This is a genomic window from Acinetobacter legionensis (assembly GCF_048551735.1).
Taxonomy (GTDB): Bacteria; Pseudomonadota; Gammaproteobacteria; order Pseudomonadales; family Moraxellaceae; genus Acinetobacter.
This window is the reverse complement of record NZ_JBIMBV010000002.1, coordinates 138,556-162,876: the sequence shown is the minus strand read 5'-3', so window position 1 is coordinate 162,876 and position 24,321 is coordinate 138,556. Positions and strand designations below refer to the sequence as shown.

Here is a 24,321-nt window from a genome sequence, read left to right as displayed (position 1 = left end):
ATTATGAAATCAAAAGGTTTTACATTAGTTGAGCTATTAATTGTTGTTGCAATTATAGGAATTTTAGCTGCAATCGCTTATCCGTCATATCAAGAATATATTGTTCGAACAAATCGAGTTGATGCACAAAGTGAAATGCTTCAGATTGCTCGAAATTTATCCAATTATAAAATGGCGAAAGGCACATATAAAGATGCGAAATTGGAAAACGGAGCATTTGAAGAAGATTATCCGAGTACAGGAGCGACAAAATACAAAGTTAAGTTAGAAATTCCTACAGATAATTTAACATGGTCTTTAACGGCTACCCCAATTTCTGGTTCACAACAAGATGGGAATGGGGATATCGGATTAAATAGCCAAGGGCAGAAATGTTGGACCAAAGGCTCAACCTGCACCCCATCAGCAACTACAAATTGGGATGGCAGATAAAAATCAAATTCAAAATTGTGGATAAATAAAATTTGATCTTTCTTTCAAGCCAAAGATAACGTAAAATATCGCCCTCTATGAAAGGGGTTTGAAATGTGTCGATGGTCGGTACAAGGATAATCCGTAAAAACTATAAGGTTCTATCATGGTTGTAATTCGTCTAGCACGCGGTGGTGCTAAAAAACGTCCGTTCTATCAAGTAATCGTAACTGATAGCCGCAATGCGCGTGACGGTCGTTTCATCGAACGTATTGGTTTCTTTAACCCTACAGCTCAAGGTAAAGCAGAAAAACTTCGTTTAGATGCTGATCGTTTTGCTCATTGGGTTGCTCAAGGCGCTCAACCGTCTGAACGTGTTGCTTCTTTAGCTGCTCAAGCTAAGAAAGCTGCAGCTACTGCATAATTAAACCTTTAATTAGGCAGTAAGCCCATGACACCAGCACAGAATGTGCCCGAAGATCGTATTCAGATTGGACAGCTACGTTCAGCATATGGATTAAATGGGTGGCTCTGGGTCTATTCCAATACAGAACCTATGAGCAACATATTTGACTACCTCCCTTGGTACATTGAGACCAAAGAAGGTTGGCAAATTGTAGACGTAAAACGTTGGAAACCACATGGCAAAGGCTTGGTTGTTTCGTTGAAAAGTGTGAGTGATCGCACTGCAGCAGATAACTTAGTTGGTGCTAATGTTTGGATTTCAAAATCGCAACTGCCTCAAGCAGGCGTGGACGAGTATTACTGGTCTGATTTAAAGGGTCTAATTGTATTAGGTCTGAATGATGAAGAGCAGGAAGTAAATCTTGGTCAAATCCATGAATTGTTTGAAACAGGCGCCAATGATGTCATGGTTGTTCGTGCAACAGCAGATAGCATCGATGGCGAAGAGCGAATGATTCCATGGCATAAAGATGTGGTACAACGCGTTGATCTCGAAGCTGGTCGTATCTATGTCAATTGGGGCGTAGATTTCTAATCCGATAAGGATTGGCGCAGCAGGAAAATAGAGGAGTCTGCGATGTTTTTTGCAGTCATTACGCTTTTTCCTGAAATGTTTGAAGCGATTACAGCGTACGGAATTAGCGGGCGAGCAGCAAAGCGTGACATTGTACAAGTTCATTGTATCAATCCGCGAGAATTTGCTGAAGGTAACTACAAACGAGTGGATGAACGTCCATTTGGTGGTGGTCCTGGTATGGTGATGATGGCTGAGCCATTGGCAAAAGCCATCCACCATGCGAAAGAACTTGCAAAGCAAGCAGGTGCAGTTCAGGTTCCTGTGGTGTATATGTCACCGCAAGGACAGACCTTAAATGAACCAGCAGTACAGCAATTTGTTGAATATGATGGATTAATTGTACTGTGTGGACGTTATGAGGGTGTTGATGAGCGTTTGATCCAAAAATATGTTGATCAGGAATGGTCAATAGGTGATTACGTATTATCAGGTGGCGAACTCCCTGCGATGGTTTTATTAGACAGTATTATTCGACGTTTGCCGAATACCATGTCAGATGAACAATCTGCAGTGCAGGACTCTTTTGTGGATGGTCTTTTAGATTGCCCACAATATACCAAGCCAGATCATTTTGAAGGTTTGGATGTTCCTGAAGTACTTAAGTCAGGGCACCATGCCAATATTGAAAAATGGCGGTTTTTGCAACGCTATCAACGCACTTTAGAACGCCGACCTGAGTTGGTGGAACAAGTTGAGTTGACCAAGCAGCAAAAAAGATGGCTAAAAGATGAGCGATGGTAGGCAAGCATTGATTATGTTTGTTTGAACGCGAGTCAGAAGCTGTACTTCTAAGTCAGGAAATAGCAATAATTCATGATTATTGCCCTGAGGAATTTAAGTTCCATAAGAAGTCGGCTTCGAGAAAATACTTATTTTTAAGTACTTATATTAGGCTCTTTATTGATCTGAGTAACATCAGAAGTAAAGGGAAAGATAAACGGGTTGATACGCGATTTAGCCTCTATCCCCAGCGGTTGTGCAGACCTCTTCTGTCCCGCAAAACGGAGATTCCCACAATGAGTGGTAAACATCCTTTAGTTCAAGCAATTGAAAACCAACAGTTAAAAACTGATATCCCAGCTTTTGCTCCTGGTGACACAGTTATCGTTCAAGTAAAAGTAAAAGAAGGTGAGCGTGAGCGTCTTCAGGCTTTTGAAGGCGTAGTAATTGCGAAGAAAAACCGTGGCTTGAACTCTGCGTTCACTGTACGTAAAATTTCTAGCGGTGTTGGTGTTGAGCGTGTATTCCAAACTCACTCTCCAATTGTTGCTAAAATCGAAGTGAAACGTCGTGGTGACGTTCGTCGTGCTAAGCTTTATTACCTACGTGAATTGTCTGGTAAAGCTGCTCGTATTCGTGAAAAATTACCAGCACGTAAACAAGGTTAATTTTAACTTTGCTTTACAGCTAAAAAATGCGCCAAATGGCGCATTTTTTTATTTCTTGCTTCTGTTAAAGCCCTTGTAATTTTAGACGATTGGTATGTTCACGGTAGACCTGCACTGGGTCTGGTGAAAAAATTGCACGTAATCCTAAAACTTGATTGACCTCATCTAAGTGGTTCCAGCGGTAATCATCCCGAATAGTTTTACCAAATTTAGCACTACATCGTGAGACTAAACCATCATTATCACGACCAGCGTTAATCAAGAGACTTGTACCAAGTAGAGCAGAATCCAAGTCTAGAAGATTTGTAACAGCCGTATTGCCGGTAAATGAGTAAAATTGAATTCCTTTTTCTTGATACGCCCCTTCACCACAAGTTGTGTTACCGACACCCATGGGAAATTTACTGTTAAAGAGTGCAGAACCTTCAATAGTTAAGCTTTTCCCACCCGCCAAGGCATCATGAGGGAGTTCATTGGGATTAAGACCTTGTGCCCAGACAATTGCTTTTGAAAATAAGTTTACGATACTTACCAATGGGCCTTGGATCGGTGTGCCTTCTACGCTTAAGACTAGGTTTGCAACAGGACTGCCTTTCTGTGGAGAGCCAACAGCTGTGACAGAAGCAATTTGATTAGGCATAATACCTGCGACATAGCGGCTGGTTGGACCGCCATGAGAATGTCCGATCAGATTGACTTTTTGACTGCCAGTAATTGCTAGAATCTCTTCCACTTGTTGTGCCAATTGCTCACCGCGCACTTCGGTAGAATTAAAAGGAGATACTCGTGTGGCCCACGTATTGGCGCCGTTACGAGCCAAATCTGGTAAAATTTGATACCAGTAGTCTAATCCTAAAACATCGCCAACACGAATAAACCCAGCCATACCATGCACAAATACCACAGGATATTTGGTTTTTGCATACTCAGAATTTACTTTGCTAACAGTCACTTGTTGCGCATTAGATGCATGTGCAGTTGTTAATGTACTCGTCAGAAGTAGACTGGCGATAATACGTCCATATTTCATTTTAAAGCTCCATCTATTTTATTATTTGGGGGTTTTAATACCTCAATCTTAAATTTATTGAGTGTAATATATTAATTTTGATCATGTTTTTTTGGATTGTAACTTTGGTTTCTTCGGTTTTTAAATCTAAGTTCAAATCAGATTCTGGAATTCGAAATTCAATACGATGTTGAGTATCAAAAATGGTTCCAGAATCATTAACTATTCAACTATAAAATAGACTGAATGAACAGTACATTTTATCGCCTCTCATCGGCAATATTTACAAGCCTTGTAATTTCAGACGATTGGCATGTTGACGGTATTGATCAAGCGGGTTTGGCGCAAAAAATAGGCCATGTAGTCCTAAAATTTGATTGACTTCATCCAAGTGAGTTTGTCGGTAATTGTCTCGGATTACTTGCCCATAATGGCTATTACAACGACTAACTAAACCATCATTATCTAAATTTTTATAAGACAACGGTGCCAGCGTAGAGATTACGCCATCAACAACATCCAAAATGTTGGTGAATTGAGCCGTACCCGTCCAAGAATAATGATAAATACCATTGGCTGTCACTTTTTGACCATCGCCACAGTCTTTTGGAATTGCAGCACTTGGATATTTTGCATTGAACTCAGCAGAGCCTTTCTCACTGATACTTTGTAAAGAGTTATTAAGGCTTATAGAAAGGGAAGGATTACCTTCAAGCAGTGTAATCACAGGTGCTAAGATATATTGACCGAGAATTGTGAGAAGCGCATTTACACCTCGATTATTTACAATATCGTCAGCGACCTTAGAGCCTTTAATTGTTCCTGCAACAGCAGTTAAAGAGGCGACTTTTGTTGGTGCAACGATTTCTATATAGCGAATTGTTGGTCCACCATGACTATGCCCAATAAGATTGACCTTGGGCGAGCCAGTCAGTGCGATCACTTCATCGACTTGCTGTAAGAGCTGTTCACCCCGAACTTGTGTCGATTCCAATGGGGAAACTTGAGTCGCATAAACTTTTGCGCCATTACGGGCTAAATCAGGGAGGATCTGATAGAAATAATCTAAGCCAAAGGATGAGGTTCCTAGACGGGTAAAACCGAACATTCCATGATTAAAGACAATGGGGTATTTAGTTTTTGCATAGTCTGAACTAACATAACGTGGGTTTACCGTTTGTAATCCAGACGCAGATGCAGTCATCGAACTGAGTCCAATGATTAAACTTAGGGCGAGAATATTGATGTTAAATTTCATTTTAAAATACTCTTTTTGTTTTAAGTGAATTATTGATCAACAAGTAGTCTATGTTGCAAGCTAAAATTTGCTTACAACCCTTATGATTTCAAGCGATGGGTATGTCATCATTTTCATTATTACCCGAAACCAAAAGTGCGAGTTGCATTAAAGCTTTGTTAATCCCTAACAAATTTCTAGTCTTTGTTAACCCTCCTATGAGATTGTCATAAATATTATTTTCAAATTTATATCATCAAGTTTAGCAGCATCTTTGATATGTGAAATTCCATAAAATTCTTACGCTTAGATTTAAAATCAAAGACGTAGAATGTGGCATAAACTCAGAATTAAATATTTTTTGTTTCTGACTTTTTATCATTTTATGGCTGCTTTAAATATTTATAGACTAATTCGCAAAAGGTAGTTTGCCTCCTTGATCATGCACTGTTTCGAAAGTTTGTAATCTGAGTTGTTCTTGCTGATTTGCAAATTGTTGTGCTCTTAATTGTTCTACAGCACGCTGTTTGGCTGAGTCACTCAGATTACTTTTGAGGATGTTGTCACGCGCAGCAAGGTATTGATTAACTTTGCCTTTCCAATCACTTCTTTGTACATCAAGTGTTTCTAAGCGTTGTGTCGCTTCTGGTCCCACTAGATTGGTGCGCATTTGACGAAGCTCTTCCGCAGAACCACCACGTGCCTTAATCTCCGCTGTCAATTTTCTTAAGTCTTCAAGTTGATTTAGTTGTTTTAAGTTTTCTTTCCAGTCTTCTGGAAGTTGCTCGAAAAGTTCTTTGAGTTTTTGCGCTTTTTCAGCCGTAGATAATTTTTGATTATCCATAATTTCTAGACGGTCTACAGTATATTGGTCATAGGTGTCCTGTGTACCGAATAAGCCTTGAATTTCATAATTTGAGAAGAATTTTTTTCTTAAGTTTTGAGTGTTGACCAAGATCTGCTGATAGTACTTTGCACTTTCTTTATCTGCAGTGGGTGCTGGTAAATCGCCTAATTTACTTCTGTAATCGATATAACGTGTCCATAGATTATTTAATTGCGATAACACAGGCTCTTTATAGCTGATTTTGGTATAACTGAGAAAATCTGCTTTGATTTGCTCAATGGTTTTTTCACCATATTGTGTAATGAAATATTCAAAACAATCTTTGGTCTGCTCATTAACAATTAAACGATTGGAAGCATCAGCGCGGATTTGACAATTGATTTGCGTATCTTGTTGGCTTTTACTGGCAAAGTTCTGTGCTTCAGATGCAGCGAGCTGAGTTGAAGTCAATGGTCCAGTCTGCTGCTGAAGTGCTTTTTCAGATGTTGATGTTGTTTCAGTAGACTCTGTATTGGGTTTTAGCCAAAAAATCACGGCTAAAAGAATGATCAAGAGACTACCAATGATTATCCCAATCATTTTTTTAGATAGATCCATCTAATATTCCTACAATTTTTAGTCTTTTTATTGAAAATAAAATTTGCCATAGAATTCTAAATTTCAAACAGAAAATTTGTAAAAATAGACGAATGGTTTTTGCTAAAATAGCGCATTATTCTCCGTATTCAGACCAATATGTCTTCAAAAGCTCAGAAAATACCGCGTCGCCATATCAGTGGTGTTTTTTTATTGAATAAGCCTTTGGGCATTAGTTCAAATGCCGCGTTACAAAAAGTACGTTGGTTATATCGAGCTCAAAAGGCAGGGCATACAGGAGCGCTTGATCCTTTGGCATCAGGACTGTTACCAATCTGCTTAGGTGAAGCGACTAAATTTTCACATTATTTGTTAGATTCTACCAAGCGCTACCAAACAACCATTCAGTTAGGCCATAGCACGACAACTGGTGATGTAGAAGGCGAAGTTTTACTTGAAAAAGATGTCCCTGAATTAAGCCAAGAAAGTATTCAACAGGTTCTGGCTCAATTTACTGGGGATATTCAACAAGTTCCTCCGATGTATTCAGCCTTAAAAAAACAGGGTCGTCCTTTATATGAGTTGGCTCGTCAGGGAATTGAAATTGAACGTGATGCACGGCCGATTCATATTTTTGCCATTGAGTTGCTTGAGTTTACCCCACACAGCCTGACTCTGGATATTACCTGTTCTAAAGGAACTTATATTCGTGTTTTGGGCGAAGACATTGCCAAAGCACTGGGGACATTTGGTCATTTAACATATTTAAATCGAACTCAAACTGGTCATTTTGATTTGATTCCGGAATATACCATTGAATATCTGGAAAGCCTGACTGAACAAGCGCGTGAAGCTTTGTTGCTACCTGTATATGCACCAATCGATCATTTCCCTAAAGTTCAAGTACCTGAAGGACGTGCGGAATATTTTTGCCGCGGTATGGAAAGCAATATTGAACATGTTGCCTCAACCGAAGTCTTGGTTTTTGATGCTGATAAATGTTTAGGATTGGCAGAAATTACAGATACAAAACGTTTAGTGCCTAAACGTGTTTTAAATCTTTAATTCCGTTTCATCGTTAGAAAATTACTCAGTTTAAATTTAAGCCTGATTAAGCCAAAGTACGGTTAAGTCTCCCAGCGTTAATAGACGCCTTTAAAAGATAAGTGAATGTTATGGAATTTGATATCATCCTCAGTTTGGTGTTCTTTGCCTTTTGTGCAGGGGCAATTGATGCTGCCGTTGGAGGTGGAGGGCTGATTCAAATTCCTGCATTAATGGGGGCTTTACCGCATTATCCTACTGCTACAGTTTTTGGAACCAATAAACTGGCTTCGATTTGTGGAACAGCATCGGCTGCTTTTTCATATTTAAAACAAGTCAAAATTCAGTGGAAACTGTTGGCGGTGATTGGAATCACGGCATTTATTAGCTCATTTGCTGGCGCTGCTTGTGTCTCACTTATCCCCCAAGAAATTTTGCGACCATTTGTATTGTTTATGCTGATTGTGATCGCAATCTATACATTTTTTAAAAAGCAATTTGGACAAGTCCATTTTCAACAAGAAATCACCCATAAAATGTTATTGATCGCGGGTGTGGGTGGCTTATTAATTGGCTTTTATGATGGGATATTTGGACCGGGCACAGGTAGTTTTTTCATCTTCTATTTTATTCGTTATCTGAAAGTTGACTTTTTACATGCGTCGGCGCTTTCAAAAATTGGTAATTTCATGACTAACTTTGCCGCACTGAGTTTCTTTATTCCCACTGGACATGTGTTATTTCAATTGGGTCTACTGATGGCTGTTGCCAATGTATGTGGTTCATTGGTTGGTGTGAAAATGGCGCTGAAATATGGCAGTGGTTTTATTCGAATTTTATTTTTGATTTTGGTCAGCATTTTGATTTGTCGCTTGGCCTATCAAATGTTTATTGCGTAATTTCGCAGATGCTCTCGTTAATTTTTTTGATACAAAAAAGCTTAAATTTTGTCAGGATTTTTTTTGATTAGTCTTCTAATATTGTTGGTTTCTTGATCGAAAATTACAAACCGAAGCAATGGAAGGCAAATATCATAAAAAGAGGGATTTAGATGAATATATTTGAGGCTTTGAGAGAAAGCCATATCATTCAGAAGGATTTGTCAGAACAGTTAGCGCATACCTCAGGCGATAGCCCTGAACGAAGGAAAATTTTTAATTTATTAAAAAATGAACTATTTGCCCATGCGGTTGCGAAAGATCGCTATTTTTATATGCCGTTAATGATGACGGATTCAGGTTTAAATATTACCCGTTTGGCACTTGCTGAACATCATGAGATGGATGAAATATTACAGTCGCTAGAACAAACTGATTTTAGCCACTCACGTTGGTTGGTTTTAGCGAAACGATTATCTGAAATCATCGCGCATCATATTCAACAAGAAGAACATTCTTTTTTTCAAAAAGCCGTAAAAATTTTAGATGAAAATCAAAAATTAATCTTAGCGAAGAAGTATTTATCCGAATATAAAAAGTATAAAGCAAAAGACCTTATCCGCTTGGTGGGCTAAACCTGTTGGTTATCAATTCATTTTTGTACGTTTAAATCATAGATGATTATCCTACCGTGGAGCGACATGGATGTTGCCGTGGGACGGGGGTACATGATGTATCTCTCGCCCAACATGAGCAAAAACAAAGCAGGGCTTTGTTTGCAGCGCAAGATTTGGTATCCCCTACGAAAAGTGTGGCATTCCAAATTTTTATAATTAAATAATTTATTTCTACATATCATTGATTTAATTTGGAATATTAAGTAATAAGAATTATGCTCTTGTGTCTGAGTTTATTGACAGGTTGGCTATATCATTTATTTACGCTGATCTTCTTTTCTTCCTAAAAACCGCGTAAATATGGTCGGGATTATGTATTACTGGCAGTGTGTTAGCATTGATAATGTTTTAATGAGCATTTGAGCTTTTCGCCGCTCTAAATGTTACTCCTACCGATGCAATCATAATGCAGACTAAAGCAACGGTTTGCCAAGCAGTAATATGTTCATTCAGTAATACCATACCTGAAATTGCGGCAAGAGCTGGAGATAGACTCGATAAAGTACCATAGCTCATTTTGCTTAATTGTTTTAAAGCAAGCAGATCTAAGGCATAAGGAATGGCGGTTGCTAAAAGTGCAATCAGCAAGGCTTTGCCCCAGTACTGTGTTTGTAGTAAGGCATCTGGGTTGTGAACGGCACTGATTGGCAGCATAACCAAGGCAGACAAGACGATTGCAATACTAAGCGCATGCATACCAATATTTTGTCGTACAACTTTTTGCCCGAAATAGATATAACTCGCCCAGCATATGCCCGCACCCAAAGCAAAAGCAGCACCAAGATAGGAAAAATTATGTTGTGTCGCATCTTGCCAAGGCACCATCAGTGTAATACCGATGATGGCAAGAAACACCCAAATATAGTCACCTTTTCGCTTAATCGAAAGTAGTGCCAAAGTTAATGGACCTAAAAACTCTAAACCAACTGCAATGCCTTGAGGTAATTTCCCTAAAGAGGCATAGAACAGCACATTCATCAAACAGACTGAACCACTATAGTAGAGCAGTTCATTCCATCTGAGATAAGGTAAACGTTTTATAATTTTCCAAGAACGGAACATTAAAATAATTAAAATAGAAGCAAAACATAATCTTAAGGTAACCACAGTAATCGGATCTAAAACCTCAAATAACTGTTTTGCAAATGAGGCACTGATCTGATAAGCCACCATAGATAAGACCATGAAAAGCACAGCAGTGAGTTGAGAGTTTGGCATATCTAAGGTGAAGAAAAATATTGCGCAGATTTTAACACTTTCTAGGTTTTATTTAAGTATTTCGAGAATAGATGAATGTTGATTCAACATTTCCCTTTGAGATTCAGCTAACTCATCTGTAAGATGGGGATGATTATACTTGCAATGGCACATGTGTTAGGAATAAAAGATGTCAGGAAATACGAATAAAACTGAAAATTTAGACTTAAATGGAACAGAACATTCACAAGCAGAAGCTTGGTATATCGACGTACTTAAACTAGAACAACAAGGGGTTGCTCAAAATGAGCAAGATGCCCAAGCACGTGTTGATTTGTTGGTCAATGCATCCAATCAGAATTTTGCACCTGCAAGTACCTTGTTAGGGCAGTGGCATGTTTTAGGCCGTTATCTGAATCAAAGTGTTCAGTCTGCCATTCTTTTTTTTCAACATGCAGCAAAGCTTAATCATGCACTTGCCCATTTAGAACTTGCTTATCTAGGGTTGAATAATGCCACCGATCATCTGACAAAAGCACAAGCATTAATTCATTTACAACGGGCGGTTCAACTGAATCACCCAGAAGCGATTTTTGTTTATGCCCAACAGCAATTGTCACAAGATTTACAGTTAGCTTATCAACTACTTTTAGATAATTATTTAAAAAATCAGCATCAAAATAGTTTGAAGTTTTTGGTCGAATTTTCAGGCTTTGATCCAATCAAAGTTCAAAATGAATTATTGAAAATTGCAGAAAAAGATTATTTTGCCTGTGCTTTATTGGCATTTAGTTATTTAAAACAAAACAACCCTGATGTCGCTTTTAAATATGCCAATTTCGCACAAGAAAACAATGATCCATTTGGTTGCTATGTTTGTGCACTTATCGAACAGCAAAGTGCTAAAGTGGATGCCACAGTTGTACAAGAACATTTACTTAAAGCGGCAAAAAATGGACATATTGAATCCGCCTATTTAGCCGCCGTGACGCTGTTAAAAAACTCGGAAAATGCCAAAACTGAGCAAAAGCAAAAAGAATATGCAACGCTGGCTTTTGATTTATTATTACATGCTGCGGTTTCAGGCAATGTTCCAGCTCAATACTCTTTAGCGCAGTGTTTACGTTATGGGATGGGAACTGAGAAAAATCTTGATCAAGGCATTTCTTGGTTAGAACGTGCTGCAATGCAAAACCATCCAGACGCACAGTTTGAATTGTCGATGTTATTACCGTTAGAACATGAACATCATCTCCCATTATTAAATTCAGCCGCAGAGAAAGGGCATGTGCAGGCTATGCTGTGTATGTCGATTTTTGAACAACGTCAAAACAATGCGGATGGTGCACTACTTTGGTTAAATAAAGCCAAAGAACTAAAAGTTCCACGTGCATTCTTTCTGCTGGCGCAAATGTATCAGGAAGGTAAGTGTGTCGAGGTGGATCTAAGCCAAAGTGCAGATTTGTTTAAACAAGCGGCTGATCATGGCGATATCGACTCTTATTTTGAATTATTTAAAATTTATAAAGATGGGATCGGGGTGCGTAAAGATAAAAAAACTGCCAGCAAATATTTGGATTTAGCCAAAAAAAACCAGCATATTGAAGCAGCTTCAATTGAGTTTTAATCAAAGATCAATCTATGTCTGAGTTATCGCAACACAACCTATCTCATGTTGAAACCTATACCCATCACACAGGGCGCTTGTTTGTGGTGGGAGACCTACATGGTTGTTATGATATGTTGATGCAACAGCTTGAACGAATTCAATTTGATTTTCAAAAAGATCTATTGATTGCTGTGGGGGATCTTGTTGATCGAGGTCCTGACAGTTTGCAATGTCTGCAACTGATTACTGAGCCTTGGTTTAAAGCCATTTTAGGTAATCATGAAGAAATGTGCTTACTGTCGCAGATCGATCCAATGATGAAAGATATGCATACGCATCATGGTGGAAAATGGTTTTATGCATTAAGTTCAGAACAGCAACAACAAGTCATAGATCAATTAAACACTTTACCCATACTGTTAGAAGTCATTTATAAAAATAAGAAATATGGTTTTGTGCATGCGGATATTGATGTAAATGATTGGGATGCATTTAAAGTTGCAACACGGTCTAAAAGTAGAGAGTTGGCTTTATGGGGCAGAGGGCGAATTAAAAATAAACGCTTTATGCGTTATTCAACTGTTGTTGGTGTGGAACAGGTTTTTCTAGGGCATACAGTAGTTGATTTTGTCACCAAGAAGCATAATTGCTATTTTTTAGATACAGGTGCTTGTTTTGGAAGTGAATTAACGCTTGTTGAAATAGATCAAAATGTGCCAATAGAAAACCAAGTCTTTGTGCTCAAATCATGAGTTAACACTCATCCATCATTTATTTCAATTTTTGGCATGGTTTATTCTATATCCCGTGCTTTTTGTGCGGTTACGGTGCAACCAATCGATGCACTAATGATAGTGGCTAAGGCTAACCATTGTGTCCATAATAATTGTTCATTTAAGAAAATAAATCCTGAAAATGCTGCAATTGCAGGTTCTAGGCTCATTAACGTGCCAAAGCTTAAAGCAGATAAATTTCTTAATGCAATCATTTCCAATGAAAACGGCAATGCACTTGCTAAGATCGCCAACGCAATAAAATAAATTAAATTTGAAGGTTCAAAAACTTTTAAAGGCATCCCTGAAAATAAGGCAATTGGCATTAAACACAACATACCTACAAACATCCCCAAGCATACGGTATGGTTTCCAGAAACTCCTGAAGGTCGTTGACCTGCAATAATATACAGCGCCCAGCAAGTGCCAGCAGCTAAGGCAAAGGCAATGCCAATAGGATCGAGAGTTTGCTTTGCCTGATCAAATGGAAACAGTAAAACTAGTCCAAGTATCGCAAGTCCGACCCAAATAAAATCGAATTTTTGCCGTGCATGAAATAGAGCCACACTGAGCGGGCCAATAAATTCAAACGCTACGGCGATTCCGAGCGGAATACGATGAATCGATAAGTAAAATAAAGCATTCATTCCTGCAAGGGCAATACCATAACTGATGATGGATGACCATTTCACCTGTTTAAAATTGACCTGCCAAATTTTAAAAATCACGGCTAAAATCAATGAGCCGAGTAATAAACGCATAGCGGAAATGGTTATTACTGGAAATTGATCAAATAATGTTTTTGCTAATGCACCACTACTTTGCATACTGATCATGGCAATGAACAATAAAACTATAGCTTGAAGGTGTGGTGCATTTTTAAAATTTGGCATTCTTTCTAGAATTTAGACTCAGGACTTGGCGGAAAATATCTGCAATAGACTTCTTATTTAAAACAATTTATATGAAAAAGTAATGTAATTTGAAAGCCTATTGAGTTCTAGATAGTACACTGTCTTTGTAGAGTAGAGGGAGAGAAGATGCTAAATAGTTTATTGATCAAATCATTTAACTAACGAAAGAAGTCATTTGAAAGAGAAAGACCTCAACCAGATTTATAAGCCCAATAAAAAAACCACAGGCAAATACCTGTGGTTTTCTAGCTTTCGTCGTCTTAGAACAATACGCGAACGCGGATTGTGCCTTCAACTTCCTGAAGTGTATCAAGCGCTTCTTGAGATGCAGTTGCGTCTACATCCATCACCAAGTAACCCACATCACCTTTAGTCATTAATGACTGACCAGAAATGTTGATGCCGTGTTCAGCAAACAGGTTGTTAATTTTAGATAACACGCCTGGCACGTTTTTATGAATGTGCAGTAAACGGTGTTTACCTTCAGTTAATGGAAGTGCGATTTCAGGGAAGTTTACTGCAGATAAAGTCATACCTTTATCTGAATAAGCAACAAATTTTTCAGCAACTTCTAGACCGATGTTAGCTTGCGCTTCCATGGTTGAACCACCAACGTGAGGTGTTAAAATCACATTGTCTAGACCACGAAGTGGAGAAACAAACTCTTCACCATTGGCTTTAGGCTCTTTCGGGAACACATCAACAGCCGCACCAGCAATATGGCCAGATTTAATTGCATCTGCTAAATCTTCAATAACTACACATGTACCACGTGCAGCATTGATGAAGATTGAACCTTCTTTCATTTTCGCAAATTGAGCTTTTGCAAAGAAGTTACGTGTTGAAGGAACATCGGGTACATGCAGTGTAACAACATCTGCATTTGCAAGGAGTTCATCTAAAGAACCGACTTGACGTGCATTACCCATAGGAAGCTTAGTCACTGCATCATAATAAATGACGTGCATACCCATGCTTTCAGCTAAAACTGAAAGTTGAGAGCCAATAGAGCCATAACCCACGATACCTAAAGTTTTACCACGCGTTTCAAATGAACCTACAGCAGACTTGTTCCAACCACCACGGTGAGTTGAAGCAGATTTAGCAGGCACACCACGAAGTAAAAGAATAGATTCTGCAAGAACCAATTCAGCAACTGAACGAGTGTTTGAGTATGGTGCGTTAAATACAGGAATACCACGAATCATGGCTGCATTTAAATTCACTTGGTTTGTTCCAATACAGAAACAACCCACTGCGATCAATTTATTCGCAGCTGCAAAGACTTCTTCAGTTAATTGTGTACGGGAACGAATACCAATGAAGTGTGCATCTTTAACCGCTTCTTGCAACGCTTCACCCTCAAGCGCAGTTTTACGGGAATCGATATTGGTATATCCGGCAGCATTTAACGTGTCGATTGCGTTTTGATGAACGCCTTCTAACAACAAGAAACGAATTTTATCTTTAGGTAGTGAAAGATGTTGGCTCATTACGGCTCCGCTACAAAGGCCAAATTTAGTCGCAATATGATACCATAGACCTTGTTCTATAGATATTTTGATTGTGACAGGACAGTGGATATTTTATCTACGATTTCTGATAAGCATTATTCAAAAATTAAATGAAATGCTAATGCATTGATTTTTATAGTGCTTGCAGCCACTTTATACACAAAGTGTGGATAATGTGAATCAAATCTGTGCTTTATCCTCAGCAGTCATCTAGGTAAAATACTGCTAAAATCAGTAAAATTGACGATTTCAGCTGTAAAAAAATGCTGAAAAATTTTCACAGACTGATTTAAAATCTCGAATGTTATAGTACGACAACCACTTATTTACTTCTTGCTAGGTCCGCAAAACGATGAATGCTCCAGTAACGATAGCACCTGAATTATTGACCCAATTGACGCAAATCGTCGGTGAAAACCGGATTAAAACCGATGCTGACAGCTTAGAAAATTGGGGCAAAGACCATACTAAGCATTTTGATCCTCAGCCATCGGTCATCGTTTTTCCATCGAGCACAGAACAAGTGCAAGCTATTGTTCAATTGGCTAATCAATTTAATGTTGCGATTACTCCATCGGGTGGACGTACAGGTTTATCGGCAGGTGCTGTTGCTGCCAATGGTGAAATTGTCGTGAGTTTCGACAAAATGAACCAAATTTTAGAATTTTATCCAGCTGATCGTATGGTGCGTATTCAGGCGGGTGTGGTGACGGAACAGTTGCAGAACTATGCAGAAGAACAAGGGATGTATTATCCCGTTGATTTCGCTTCTGCGGGCTCATCACAATTGGGTGGTAACATTGGAACCAATGCCGGCGGGATTAAAGTCATCAAATATGGCATGACTCGTAATTGGATACTTGGTCTGACTGTGGTGACGGGTAAAGGTGATGTATTGCGTTTAAACAAAGGCATGATTAAAAATGCTACAGGTTATGCAATGCAACATTTATTTATTGGTAGTGAAGGGACTTTAGGTTTAGTGACCGAAGCTGAAATTAAACTTGAACGTCAACCACATGATCTACAAGTGATGGTATTGGGAGTTCCTGATTTTGATGCAATCATGCCAGTATTGCACGCATTTCAAAGCAAAATTGATTTAACTGCTTTTGAGTTCTTTGGTGAACTTGCGATGAAAAAAGTTTTGGATCGTGGTCATGTGCAACGTCCATTTGAAACAGAATGTCCATTCTACGTTTTACTTGAATTCGAAGCACCATATGAGCCGATTATGGATGCTGCGATGGAAATTTTCGAGCATTGTATGGAACAAGGTTGGGTGCTTGATGGGGTGATGAGCCAAAATCTTGAACAAGTTCAAAGCTTATGGCGTTTACGTGAAGATATTTCTGAAACGATTGCACCATTTACCCCATATAAAAATGATATTTCAGTATTGATTACACATGTTCCTGCTTTTATTAAGGAAATTGATACGATTGTCGCTGAAAATTATCCTGATTTCGAAATCTGCTGGTTCGGCCATATTGGGGATGGAAATCTGCACTTAAATATTCTAAAACCTGTGAATTTATCTAAAGATGAATTCTTTGCCAAATGTCAGGTAGTAAATAAGTATGTATTTGAAACTGTGAAGAAATATGACGGTTCAATTTCTGCAGAGCATGGCGTAGGCATGACCAAAAAGCCTTATCTGGATTACACGCGGACTGCTGAAGAAATTGAATATATGAAAGCCTTGAAGAAAGTGTTTGATCCAAATGGCATCATGAACCCAGGTAAGTTATTTGATCTGTAATGATTTAAATAGCTCGCTTGTACAAGCGCTTCGAGAGAAGCGCTTTTTTATTGCCAAACAAAAGATAAAATAAAGTTACATGCTTGTCGCCATTTGTTGCCGAAAATTTGTTATGTTGATTGCGCTTAAATATTGATAAGAAACTGAAAACTATGCTCATTGATAAGATTTTAATTTCTAAACAAAGTTTAGATAGTGATGATCACTATGATGTGATTATGTCCAATATTGATACCTTAAATGGCTTATTTGAACATTATGTTGAATATGATGAAGTATCCGCAGAGGCTTTATATAGTTATTTTGTCGATTACTATCTTGCTCAAGTGAATAATGGTGGTTTTTCACAATTTGTTTATAACACAGGTTGGGATGCGTTCATGGTGAAACATGTTCGTGAAGGATTAAAAGCCATGAATGCGACTGGGCATTCGGCTCTCTTTGAGCAAAGTGCGGATTTAATTGATCAATTTACGGATGAGCAATTAGAACAGTTCTTAGAGGGTGAATACTTTGGAGAAAATGAGCAGCGAGATATTCTCAATGCTTTTGATGACCAATTTTATGCATTGAATGATAGTGAAGATTTGATTGAAATCAATAGTCGATGGTTAAAACAGCATCCAAAGCTACAGGTTGTCGATGAAGATCAAATCTTGGCGATTATCGAGCAAGTTACAGCTAAAATTCCAAATTTAGAACAACGTAAACAGCAGGCAGCTGAAAACAGCCCCCGTTATTTTAAAATTATTCAAGCCTTATGCCAGCAAGCAGGTCAGGAACTAGATCGTATTACCATTGGTGATCCATCACATGAGTATAATGGGCAAGAGATTGTTGCTTGGCATTTTCTAACCAATGTAGGGCATTTTTATATGCTGGATCTAGGTAATCAAGCCTTGATGTTTGATGAAAATGATCAACAAATCATAGTGCTCGATGTTAGCCATATTGCAGCTGAGTCATAAAGACACAGTTTTTAAATAGTGTACGTTTAAAAAGCATAGCATCATTAGGCTATGCTTTTAGTTTTAGGGTGATCAGAATGAATCGTTTGAGTTTAATTTCAGTATTTTGTTTAGTGACTTTATCTGGCTGTGCAACAACACAAAATTTAATGAATAAAGTGGGTGGTTCAGAGACCCCATTAAGTCAGGTTTTAAATGAACGTCCTGATTTACGTAAGGATCTCGCGACTGTTGAGTTGCGCCAATATTTTAATAGTGTGGAATCACCTACTGTTGCAGAAGTGAAGTTGACTGAAACGGGTTTGATGGATGATTCAGTACGTTCTATTCGTAGCGTATATAGCTTTAAAAATATTGATGGTCAGTGGAAACGTATAGATATGCAGAAGGAATATCAGTGTTATCGTGGTAAGAACACCAAGACCTTCCAGAAGGCAAAATGTCCTTGATCAATTATTTATCGGGATTTAAAGATTTGGAAGATTAAAATCAGGGTACAAACAAAAATGGCAAAAACTAGAGTTGGAATAATTTTTGGTGGAAAATCATCAGAACATCGTGTGTCACTACAATCAGCACAAAATATCGTGGATGCAATAGATCTGCAAAAGTTTGATCTTAGTTTGATTGGAATAGACCAAGATGGTGCTTGGCGTATTTTGGATGTTACTCATTATTTAGAATATGGCCACGATCCTAAATTAATTTCTCTCGCCCCTCGTGAACATGATGATTATTTGCAGTCAAAACAATCTCAAATCTTTGAAATTGAAAATGCACAAGGATTACCACCCATAGATGTTATTTTTCCTATCATTCATGGGACTTTAGGCGAGGATGGTGCATTACAAGGCATGCTTAAAATTTTAGATCTACCTTTTGTTGGTTCAGATGTTTTAAGTTCTGCAATTTGTATGGATAAAGATGTCACCAAGCGTTTGTTACAAGGATCTGGGATTGCGGTTGCACCATTTTTAACTGTTCATGCTTACCAGCCAGACGCAGTGAGTTTCCATGAGGTTCAAAATACTTTAGGACTTCCAGTCTTTGTGAAACCTGCGAATCAAGGTTCTTCAGTGGGTGTCAGTAAAGTTGAAAACGAACAAGAGTTTATTGTTGCTTTAGAAATCGCATTTCAATATGACAGCAAAGTATTGATTGAAAAGTTTATTAAAGGTCGTGAAATTGAATGCGGTGTTTTGGGTAATTACAATCCCAAAGCCAGTGTTTGTGGTGAAGTGGTTGTAAAGTCTAGCTTTTATTCTTATGAAGCAAAATATATAGATAATCAATCTTCTGAAGTGGTGATTCCTGCTTCAATTTCAGAAGAGGAAAGTAATAAGATTCGTGAGATTTCGATTAAAGCTTTTAAAGTTTTAGGTTGTTTGGGACTTGCACGTGTCGATTTTTTCTTGACTGAGCATGGCGATGTTTTACTAAATGAGGTAAATACTTTACCTGGCTTTACTAATAACAGTATGTATCCAAAGCTTTGGGAGGTAAGTGGAATCACTTATTCTGAATTAATTACTCAACTCATAGAATTAGCATTAGAGCGTCATGAAAATGTATTAAGAAATTCAAAATTTGTAGCTAAAGGATAATTATCTTTGGCTATTTTATATTTCTTATTGAAAATAGATAGAAATGCTGGATAAAAACGTATCAGATTTGGTACGTTTTTTATTTGGCAAATCACAATAAATGAATATTTTAATTGTAGGTAATGGTTTTGATCCTTCGCATTTTTGACTGATACAAGAAGTTGAATGATAGTCAATCTGTCAAAAAACTCATACACAAGAATATAACTTCTCTTGATTGATATTTTTAATTAAATCAATCACATGTAAAAATCAATTGTTTGATTATAAAAAAGCTTGCAATGCCACACCCTATATTCAAAGTTTAAATACCATTGCATAGGCGATGCCTCACTTTTCGTAGGTGATACCAAACCTTGCGCTGCAAACAAAGCCCTGCTTTGTTTTTGCTCATGTTGGGCGAGGGGTACGTCCAGTTACCCCCGCCCAACGGCGACATCCATGTCGCCCCACGGTAGGACAATCATCTAGGGTTTAAAAGTACAAAAAATGAATTGATAACCAACAGTTTCTAAAAGTTCATACAAAAAATAAGCTTTATTTATGATCAATGGCTTGATGTAAATCACTTGTATGAATAATTAGGAGGCTTGGCTATATATCCAACATAAAGCAAATTATGCTGGTAAGTATCATGATGAATTAAAGCGATTATTGATAAAACTTTTAAATTAAAAATAAAGGGGAGTCGATCTTGAATTCAAAGAAAATTTAAAAAGCACTGAAATTGATGTTATAAAACCTATAGATTTACCCAAAATGTGAACACAATGAACATCCAACAAGAAATTCAAAACTTATTCCAAAACCGAGATGAACATCCACTGTTTTATATCGAAAGCGGTAGTCGTTTATGGGGCATGGCAAGTCCAGACAGTGATTACGATGTGCGTGGTTTTCATCTACCCTCCAAGGCACAATATTACGATTATCGCCAACACCGTGATTTAATCGAGATCATGGATGGCGACTTTGATTTCGTTTCATTCGACTTAAATAAAATGTTTGGACTTTTGGCAAAAAGTAATCCGACTGTTTTAGAGTGGGTACGTGCACATATTGTCTATTTCAATCAATTTCCTGAATGGGAAATTTTTAGAGATGGCTTACTTGAACGAATAGACTATAAAGCTCTGTATTATCATTACTTGTCGCTGGCTAAAGGTGGTATGCATGTCATGCAAACTGCAGATAACTTTACCTATAAAAAAGTGTTTTATTCTATTCGTGGTCTGATGTCAGCAGAGTTGGCAACACAGCAAATTATGCCTGAACTCCAGATTACGCAATTGTTTGATCAAATCGACTCCCATGATCCATTACGTCATTGGGCAGAAGATTATTTAGAAATCAAAAAACAGCAAAAAGAAAAGGCACAATTACCTGTCGCTGAACAAGCACAGATCTTAAAACTGTTAGAAGATAAAATTGAAGTCCTTAATCTAAGAACGATTGAACCTACTAATGATATTGAAAAATTAAAGCAATATCTCACCGAATATAGCTTTAATTTAAAACAACATTTTTATGGCTAATGCTTTTACTCAATCAGAGAATAGTGACACTATGAAAACCCTTGCCTTTATTCATCGTAATGACACCCGATTTGCGATAGGAGATTTTTATCCTGTACTTTCTGTATTTTCGCACTATGAATTAGGCAATACGGTTTCTCCCTTTCTGTTACTGGATCATTTAGGACCTGGTGTTTTAAAACCGACCAATTTACGCAAAGGGGTGAGTGAGCATCCTCATCGTGGTTTTGAAACGGTTACCCTGATTTTTGCTGGTGAATTAGAACACCGTGATTCATCGGGTGGTGGTGGTATTGTTTCAACGGGTGATGTGCAATGGATGACCGCAGCTTCCGGTGTAGAACACAAAGAGGTCTTTAGTGAGATATTTTCAAAAACGGGTGGCTATTTTGAAATGGTGCAACTGTGGGTGAATTTACCAGCTAAAGATAAAATGAACCCACCACGTTATCAGAGTTTACGAAAAGCAAATATTCCAGTGATTGAACTTCCGAATAGCGCTGGAACGGTACGGGTGATTGCTGGGCATTATCAAGGACAACAAGGGCCAGCAAAAACGCATTCGCCACTTCATGTTTTAGATATTGAAATCCAAGCAGGGCATAAGGTGAGATTGCCTGCTGGCGCAGGGGAAACCACACTGGTTTATTTACGAACCGGCAAGGCATTGTTTCAAGCTGAAGATGAGATTTTTGAAGAGCAAGGGCTTGCCGTCATGTCGAGCTTAGAACAAGACTTAGAAATTACGGCATTGCAACAGTGTAAATTGCTGCTGCTGACAGGCAAACCACTTCAAGAACCCATCAACGGTCATGGCCCTTTTGTGATGAATAGCTACGCTGAAATTCTTGAAGCATATGATGATATTAAACGTGGCACATTTATCAAATCAAAAGTGCTACATGATGAATAAAGCAAACTATGTGAATTATAATTTGCTTTGATAGCTAATTTATCGATTGTTGTTTGTTTTTGAGCGCAATCAAGCCTTTGATTAGCATCGCAATCCCGACACCTACGCATAATCCCATCAAGAACTTGCCAAATATACCAAAACCCAATTCTTTATGGTTGGCTGAACTAATTGCCTTTGCCGTATCTTCAGCCGACCCAGTACCATTGGCCTGAACATCCATCAAGGCCACAAAGCCTGTATCTGTTTTACAGCTTTCAATCACTGAGCTCGAATCTTCCACATATTTCTTTTGAACCAATTGCTCACATCGAGCCTGATCTTCAGCGCTAATATTTGGTGCAGAACTTATAAAATAAAGTCCTCCACTAATCAACAATAAAATCAGACCAATAATGATCAGTGATACAGGATTTTTATTTTTCATTTAAATTATTTATATCAGCTTAACCAGTATTTAGAGTAGCTGAAGAATAATAAATGTTCAACTTCCCCTGAAAATTTGTCTGTGTTAGACTACCCAAACTTTACCCTGTGTGTACTTCTATGAGCTTTCTTATAGATCGGGTCAAGTTAAAAAATCTCACAAATATAGTTTCAGCAATTACTTTACCTATTGAATTAGACACCTTGTGAATACGGTGTTGAACTGCCTTTATTCAACGTAAATTCCACAATTTAATATTTATATTTCAGTGCTTGTCATTGGGCGTACACTTATCTTTAAAAAAAGTAGTGTGAGCGATGCAAGCCGATAATGATATGTAGAAAACAATGCAAAATTTAGTGCAAAAACAACAAACTGCAAGTTTGAGTCGCGCTACGCTTATGTTTCCATTGGCGTTGGTGTTATTTGAATTTTCAGTTTATATCGGTAATGATTTGGTCCAACCTGCGATGCTCGCAATTACCAAGGAATTTGGTGTGAGTAGTGCATGGGCACCATCATCTATGTCATTTTATCTCCTCGGCGGGGCATGCGTCGCAGGGATACTCGGACCTTTGTCTGACCGTTTAGGACGTAAGAAAGTTTTATTGTCAGGTGTTGCATTTTTTGTTATCACCTGTTTATTAATTCTGTTTACCCACAATATTGAAAGTTTTCTTGTTTTAAGATTCTTGCAAGGTTTTGGTTTATCTGTGATCGCAGCGGTAGGTTATGCTGCGATTCAAGAAACTTTTGAAGAGCGTGATGCCATTAAAGTCATGGCACTGATGGCAAATATTTCTTTGCTTGCCCCTTTGATTGGCCCAGTCATTGGTGCTTTCCTGATTGATCATGTGTCATGGCATTGGGGATTTATTGCGATTGCTTTTTTAGCTTTTCTCAGTTGGTTTGGTCTAAAAGCCAAAATGCCATCACGTACTACCAGTATTCCCAAAAAGCCTTTGAGTTATATTTGGGATGATTATATGCAAGTCCTAAAAAACAAGACTTTCATGGGCCTGACCCTCGGTTTGCCGATGGTGGCGATGCCTTTAATGCTATGGATTGCGTTATCTCCTGTGATGTTGGTTGAAGAACTGGGACTCAGTAGTATGCAATATGGACTGGCACAATTTCCTGTATTGGGTGGATTGATTCTTGGCAATATTGCACTGATTAAAGTGATTGATCGTTTGCCGCTAGGTAAAACAGTTTTGATTGGCTTACCTTTGATGCTGTTAGGTACCTCAATTGTTGTGGCAGGAATAATTTGGCGCGAATATTTTCTTTATTGCGTTATTTTAGGGATGACCTTAGTCAGTTTTGGTGAAGGAATTAGTTTTTCAGTGCTTTATCGTTTTGCGTTAATGTCATCCGAAGTTTCTAAAGGGACTGTCGCTGCTGCTGTTTCAGTGTTGATGATGTTCACTTTCTTTTTTGTAATTGAACTGATTCGAATTCTGTATGAACAGTTCCATCTCTGGGCTTATGCGTTGTCATGCTTTGCTTTAATTACTTTGTGGTTCACTATTCCACGTAGAATAGTGAAAAAAATTATGCTGCAACGTAAAGCAAATGGTGAATTTTAAGCTCACTTGAGTTCCCCTCTCCTATAAAAGGAGAGGGAGCTTTGCTTCATAAATAAAACAGGTTAAGGCTGTTGTAATGCTTTTAATTTATGATCAAAAACAAAAGGTCCAAAAGGTAAAATTGAAGCAATTAAACCTAAAATAAATATCTTAATAGACCACTTCTGTTTTCCACAGACCATCAATAAAACTGCCAAAAAAGCAAGAAATAGCACACCATGCCCCATGCCAATATATTTTACATAGATTGGTGTATCCCAAATATATTTTAAAGGCATAGCAATAAAGAGAAGAAGGAGAAAGGAGATGCCTTCGAGAAAACCAACAATACGTAAAGATTTGATATTCATGGTCACTTAATCAAATGAGAATGAAGCTTGAGTCTAACCGAATTATCTAAACTATTT

Annotated in this window: 25 protein-coding genes; 17 read left to right on the top strand and 8 right to left on the bottom strand. The window is 38.0% G+C overall.

All coding sequences use genetic code 11. The features are described from left to right. The 5 genes from ACG9ZL_RS02805 (at window position 1) to rplS (ending at window position 2,841) form a co-directional block, all read left to right on the top strand. On the top strand, window positions 1-432 hold the full coding sequence (locus ACG9ZL_RS02805; protein WP_419359059.1) for a type IV pilin protein: 432 nt from the start codon (window positions 1-3) through the stop codon (window positions 430-432). A 145-nt stretch (window positions 433-577) separates the two neighbouring features. Beyond that, window positions 578-835 carry a 30S ribosomal protein S16 gene (gene rpsP, locus ACG9ZL_RS02800; RefSeq protein WP_004718284.1) on the top strand — a complete coding sequence of 86 codons (258 nt, stop codon included), beginning with the start codon at window positions 578-580 and terminating at the stop codon, window positions 833-835. 27 nt (window positions 836-862) lie between these two features. Further along, on the top strand, window positions 863-1,411 hold the full coding sequence (gene rimM / locus ACG9ZL_RS02795) for a ribosome maturation factor RimM (RefSeq protein ID WP_336952281.1): 549 nt from the start codon (window positions 863-865) through the stop codon (window positions 1,409-1,411). Between the two features lie 42 nt (window positions 1,412-1,453). Further along, window positions 1,454-2,194: a tRNA (guanosine(37)-N1)-methyltransferase TrmD gene (gene trmD / locus ACG9ZL_RS02790; protein WP_419358983.1), complete on the top strand. Its 741-nt coding sequence runs from the start codon at window positions 1,454-1,456 to the stop codon at window positions 2,192-2,194. A gap of 275 nt (window positions 2,195-2,469) precedes the next feature. Then, entirely contained in the window at window positions 2,470-2,841 is a 372-nt protein-coding gene (rplS, locus tag ACG9ZL_RS02785; protein ID WP_234623337.1) for a 50S ribosomal protein L19, read from the top strand. Between the two features lie 64 nt (window positions 2,842-2,905). On the opposite strand, the gene ACG9ZL_RS02780 is transcribed toward rplS, so the two are convergent. From ACG9ZL_RS02780 to ACG9ZL_RS02770, 3 genes are all read right to left on the bottom strand, one after another. Further along, complete coding sequence (locus tag ACG9ZL_RS02780; RefSeq protein ID WP_336952279.1) at window positions 2,906-3,871, bottom strand: lipase family alpha/beta hydrolase; 966 nt, start codon at window positions 3,869-3,871, stop codon at window positions 2,906-2,908. Between the two features lie 262 nt (window positions 3,872-4,133). Beyond that, window positions 4,134-5,108 (bottom strand): esterase/lipase family protein, encoded by a 975-nt coding sequence (locus tag ACG9ZL_RS02775; RefSeq protein ID WP_336952278.1) that lies wholly within the window; start codon window positions 5,106-5,108, stop codon window positions 4,134-4,136. Window positions 5,109-5,496: 388 nt separating this feature from the next. Next, on the bottom strand, window positions 5,497-6,531 hold the full coding sequence (locus ACG9ZL_RS02770; protein WP_419358982.1) for a lipase secretion chaperone: 1,035 nt from the start codon (window positions 6,529-6,531) through the stop codon (window positions 5,497-5,499). 138 nt (window positions 6,532-6,669) lie between these two features. Between ACG9ZL_RS02770 and truB the strand changes: the two genes are divergently transcribed. The 3 genes from truB to ACG9ZL_RS02755 all read left to right on the top strand — a co-directional run bounded on the left by truB (window position 6,670) and on the right by ACG9ZL_RS02755 (window position 9,067). Next, on the top strand, window positions 6,670-7,575 hold the full coding sequence (gene truB, locus ACG9ZL_RS02765) for a tRNA pseudouridine(55) synthase TruB (RefSeq protein ID WP_336952276.1): 906 nt from the start codon (window positions 6,670-6,672) through the stop codon (window positions 7,573-7,575). Between the two features lie 110 nt (window positions 7,576-7,685). Further along, a complete protein-coding gene (locus ACG9ZL_RS02760) occupies window positions 7,686-8,453 on the top strand; it encodes a sulfite exporter TauE/SafE family protein (RefSeq protein ID WP_419327026.1) in 768 nt (255 codons plus the stop codon). 152 nt (window positions 8,454-8,605) lie between these two features. Then, window positions 8,606-9,067: a hemerythrin domain-containing protein gene (locus ACG9ZL_RS02755; protein WP_336952273.1), complete on the top strand. Its 462-nt coding sequence runs from the start codon at window positions 8,606-8,608 to the stop codon at window positions 9,065-9,067. A gap of 390 nt (window positions 9,068-9,457) precedes the next feature. Here the strand turns inward: ACG9ZL_RS02755 and ACG9ZL_RS02750 are convergent, their stop codons facing one another. After that, window positions 9,458-10,327, bottom strand: a complete 870-nt coding sequence (locus ACG9ZL_RS02750; protein ID WP_336952271.1) for an EamA family transporter — start codon at window positions 10,325-10,327, stop codon at window positions 9,458-9,460. Between the two features lie 169 nt (window positions 10,328-10,496). Here ACG9ZL_RS02750 and ACG9ZL_RS02745 point away from each other — a divergent pair, with 169 nt between their 5' ends. Both ACG9ZL_RS02745 and ACG9ZL_RS02740 read left to right on the top strand, forming a co-directional pair. Beyond that, the gene (locus tag ACG9ZL_RS02745) at window positions 10,497-11,933 is read left to right on the top strand and encodes a tetratricopeptide repeat protein (RefSeq protein ID WP_419358980.1); all 1,437 of its coding nucleotides are present in this window, start codon (window positions 10,497-10,499) and stop codon (window positions 11,931-11,933) included. Between the two features lie 14 nt (window positions 11,934-11,947). Further along, complete coding sequence (locus tag ACG9ZL_RS02740) at window positions 11,948-12,667, top strand: metallophosphoesterase (RefSeq protein ID WP_419358978.1); 720 nt, start codon at window positions 11,948-11,950, stop codon at window positions 12,665-12,667. Window positions 12,668-12,708: 41 nt separating this feature from the next. Here the strand turns inward: ACG9ZL_RS02740 and ACG9ZL_RS02735 are convergent, their stop codons facing one another. Together ACG9ZL_RS02735 and serA are read right to left on the bottom strand one after the other, a co-directional pair. After that, complete coding sequence (locus ACG9ZL_RS02735; protein WP_419358976.1) at window positions 12,709-13,581, bottom strand: EamA family transporter; 873 nt, start codon at window positions 13,579-13,581, stop codon at window positions 12,709-12,711. 281 nt (window positions 13,582-13,862) lie between these two features. Beyond that, window positions 13,863-15,095: a phosphoglycerate dehydrogenase gene (serA, locus tag ACG9ZL_RS02730; RefSeq protein ID WP_336952267.1), complete on the bottom strand. Its 1,233-nt coding sequence runs from the start codon at window positions 15,093-15,095 to the stop codon at window positions 13,863-13,865. Between the two features lie 373 nt (window positions 15,096-15,468). On the opposite strand from serA, the gene ACG9ZL_RS02725 reads away from it, so the two are divergent. From ACG9ZL_RS02725 to ACG9ZL_RS02700, 6 genes are all read left to right on the top strand, one after another. Further along, on the top strand, window positions 15,469-16,878 hold the full coding sequence (locus ACG9ZL_RS02725; protein ID WP_336952266.1) for a D-2-hydroxyglutarate dehydrogenase: 1,410 nt from the start codon (window positions 15,469-15,471) through the stop codon (window positions 16,876-16,878). Between the two features lie 152 nt (window positions 16,879-17,030). Beyond that, window positions 17,031-17,846: a DMP19 family protein gene (locus ACG9ZL_RS02720; protein WP_419358974.1), complete on the top strand. Its 816-nt coding sequence runs from the start codon at window positions 17,031-17,033 to the stop codon at window positions 17,844-17,846. Between the two features lie 77 nt (window positions 17,847-17,923). Further along, on the top strand, window positions 17,924-18,295 hold the full coding sequence (locus tag ACG9ZL_RS02715) for a hypothetical protein (protein WP_004818679.1): 372 nt from the start codon (window positions 17,924-17,926) through the stop codon (window positions 18,293-18,295). Between the two features lie 57 nt (window positions 18,296-18,352). Beyond that, on the top strand, window positions 18,353-19,450 hold the full coding sequence (gene ddlA, locus ACG9ZL_RS02710) for a D-alanine--D-alanine ligase (RefSeq protein WP_419358973.1): 1,098 nt from the start codon (window positions 18,353-18,355) through the stop codon (window positions 19,448-19,450). A gap of 770 nt (window positions 19,451-20,220) precedes the next feature. Continuing rightward, window positions 20,221-20,985, top strand: a complete 765-nt coding sequence (locus ACG9ZL_RS02705; protein WP_336952263.1) for a nucleotidyltransferase domain-containing protein — start codon at window positions 20,221-20,223, stop codon at window positions 20,983-20,985. Window positions 20,986-21,016: 31 nt separating this feature from the next. Continuing rightward, window positions 21,017-21,898 carry a pirin family protein gene (locus tag ACG9ZL_RS02700; RefSeq protein WP_419359057.1) on the top strand — a complete coding sequence of 294 codons (882 nt, stop codon included), beginning with the start codon at window positions 21,017-21,019 and terminating at the stop codon, window positions 21,896-21,898. A 34-nt stretch (window positions 21,899-21,932) separates the two neighbouring features. On the opposite strand, the gene ACG9ZL_RS02695 is transcribed toward ACG9ZL_RS02700, so the two are convergent. Next, window positions 21,933-22,325: a hypothetical protein gene (locus ACG9ZL_RS02695; protein WP_419358971.1), complete on the bottom strand. Its 393-nt coding sequence runs from the start codon at window positions 22,323-22,325 to the stop codon at window positions 21,933-21,935. Window positions 22,326-22,672: 347 nt separating this feature from the next. On the opposite strand from ACG9ZL_RS02695, the gene craA reads away from it, so the two are divergent. Further along, window positions 22,673-23,914 carry a chloramphenicol efflux MFS transporter CraA gene (craA, locus tag ACG9ZL_RS02690; protein ID WP_419358969.1) on the top strand — a complete coding sequence of 414 codons (1,242 nt, stop codon included), beginning with the start codon at window positions 22,673-22,675 and terminating at the stop codon, window positions 23,912-23,914. Window positions 23,915-23,976: 62 nt separating this feature from the next. Here craA and ACG9ZL_RS02685 read toward each other — a convergent pair whose 3' ends face one another. Continuing rightward, window positions 23,977-24,264, bottom strand: coding sequence for a DUF3817 domain-containing protein (locus ACG9ZL_RS02685; RefSeq protein WP_336952259.1), 288 nt, complete (start codon window positions 24,262-24,264; stop codon window positions 23,977-23,979). Window positions 24,265-24,321: the final 57 nt, after the last annotated feature.

Excerpts from the sequence above, each read along its gene's own strand:
- serA (WP_336952267.1), bottom strand. The coding sequence starts at position 15,095 with ATGAGCCAACATCTTTCACTACCTAAAGATAAAATTCGTTTCTTGTTG.
- ACG9ZL_RS02700 (WP_419359057.1), top strand. The coding sequence starts at position 21,017 with ATGAAAACCCTTGCCTTTATTCATCGTAATGACACCCGATTTGCGATA.
- trmD (WP_419358983.1), top strand. The coding sequence starts at position 1,454 with ATGTTTTTTGCAGTCATTACGCTTTTTCCTGAAATGTTTGAAGCGATT.
- rpsP (WP_004718284.1), top strand. The coding sequence starts at position 578 with ATGGTTGTAATTCGTCTAGCACGCGGTGGTGCTAAAAAACGTCCGTTC.
- ACG9ZL_RS02780 (WP_336952279.1), bottom strand. The coding sequence starts at position 3,871 with ATGAAATATGGACGTATTATCGCCAGTCTACTTCTGACGAGTACATTA.
- ACG9ZL_RS02705 (WP_336952263.1), top strand. The coding sequence starts at position 20,221 with ATGAACATCCAACAAGAAATTCAAAACTTATTCCAAAACCGAGATGAA.
- ACG9ZL_RS02755 (WP_336952273.1), top strand. The coding sequence starts at position 8,606 with ATGAATATATTTGAGGCTTTGAGAGAAAGCCATATCATTCAGAAGGAT.
- ACG9ZL_RS02725 (WP_336952266.1), top strand. The coding sequence starts at position 15,469 with ATGAATGCTCCAGTAACGATAGCACCTGAATTATTGACCCAATTGACG.
- ACG9ZL_RS02720 (WP_419358974.1), top strand. The coding sequence starts at position 17,031 with ATGCTCATTGATAAGATTTTAATTTCTAAACAAAGTTTAGATAGTGAT.
- truB (WP_336952276.1), top strand. The coding sequence starts at position 6,670 with ATGTCTTCAAAAGCTCAGAAAATACCGCGTCGCCATATCAGTGGTGTT.
- ACG9ZL_RS02760 (WP_419327026.1), top strand. The coding sequence starts at position 7,686 with ATGGAATTTGATATCATCCTCAGTTTGGTGTTCTTTGCCTTTTGTGCA.
- ddlA (WP_419358973.1), top strand. The coding sequence starts at position 18,353 with ATGGCAAAAACTAGAGTTGGAATAATTTTTGGTGGAAAATCATCAGAA.
- ACG9ZL_RS02745 (WP_419358980.1), top strand. The coding sequence starts at position 10,497 with ATGTCAGGAAATACGAATAAAACTGAAAATTTAGACTTAAATGGAACA.
- ACG9ZL_RS02735 (WP_419358976.1), bottom strand. The coding sequence starts at position 13,581 with ATGCCAAATTTTAAAAATGCACCACACCTTCAAGCTATAGTTTTATTG.
- rplS (WP_234623337.1), top strand. The coding sequence starts at position 2,470 with ATGAGTGGTAAACATCCTTTAGTTCAAGCAATTGAAAACCAACAGTTA.
- ACG9ZL_RS02715 (WP_004818679.1), top strand. The coding sequence starts at position 17,924 with ATGAATCGTTTGAGTTTAATTTCAGTATTTTGTTTAGTGACTTTATCT.
- ACG9ZL_RS02685 (WP_336952259.1), bottom strand. The coding sequence starts at position 24,264 with ATGAATATCAAATCTTTACGTATTGTTGGTTTTCTCGAAGGCATCTCC.
- ACG9ZL_RS02740 (WP_419358978.1), top strand. The coding sequence starts at position 11,948 with ATGTCTGAGTTATCGCAACACAACCTATCTCATGTTGAAACCTATACC.
- ACG9ZL_RS02775 (WP_336952278.1), bottom strand. The coding sequence starts at position 5,108 with ATGAAATTTAACATCAATATTCTCGCCCTAAGTTTAATCATTGGACTC.
- ACG9ZL_RS02750 (WP_336952271.1), bottom strand. The coding sequence starts at position 10,327 with ATGCCAAACTCTCAACTCACTGCTGTGCTTTTCATGGTCTTATCTATG.
- ACG9ZL_RS02770 (WP_419358982.1), bottom strand. The coding sequence starts at position 6,531 with ATGGATCTATCTAAAAAAATGATTGGGATAATCATTGGTAGTCTCTTG.
- ACG9ZL_RS02695 (WP_419358971.1), bottom strand. The coding sequence starts at position 22,325 with ATGAAAAATAAAAATCCTGTATCACTGATCATTATTGGTCTGATTTTA.
- rimM (WP_336952281.1), top strand. The coding sequence starts at position 863 with ATGACACCAGCACAGAATGTGCCCGAAGATCGTATTCAGATTGGACAG.
- craA (WP_419358969.1), top strand. The coding sequence starts at position 22,673 with ATGCAAAATTTAGTGCAAAAACAACAAACTGCAAGTTTGAGTCGCGCT.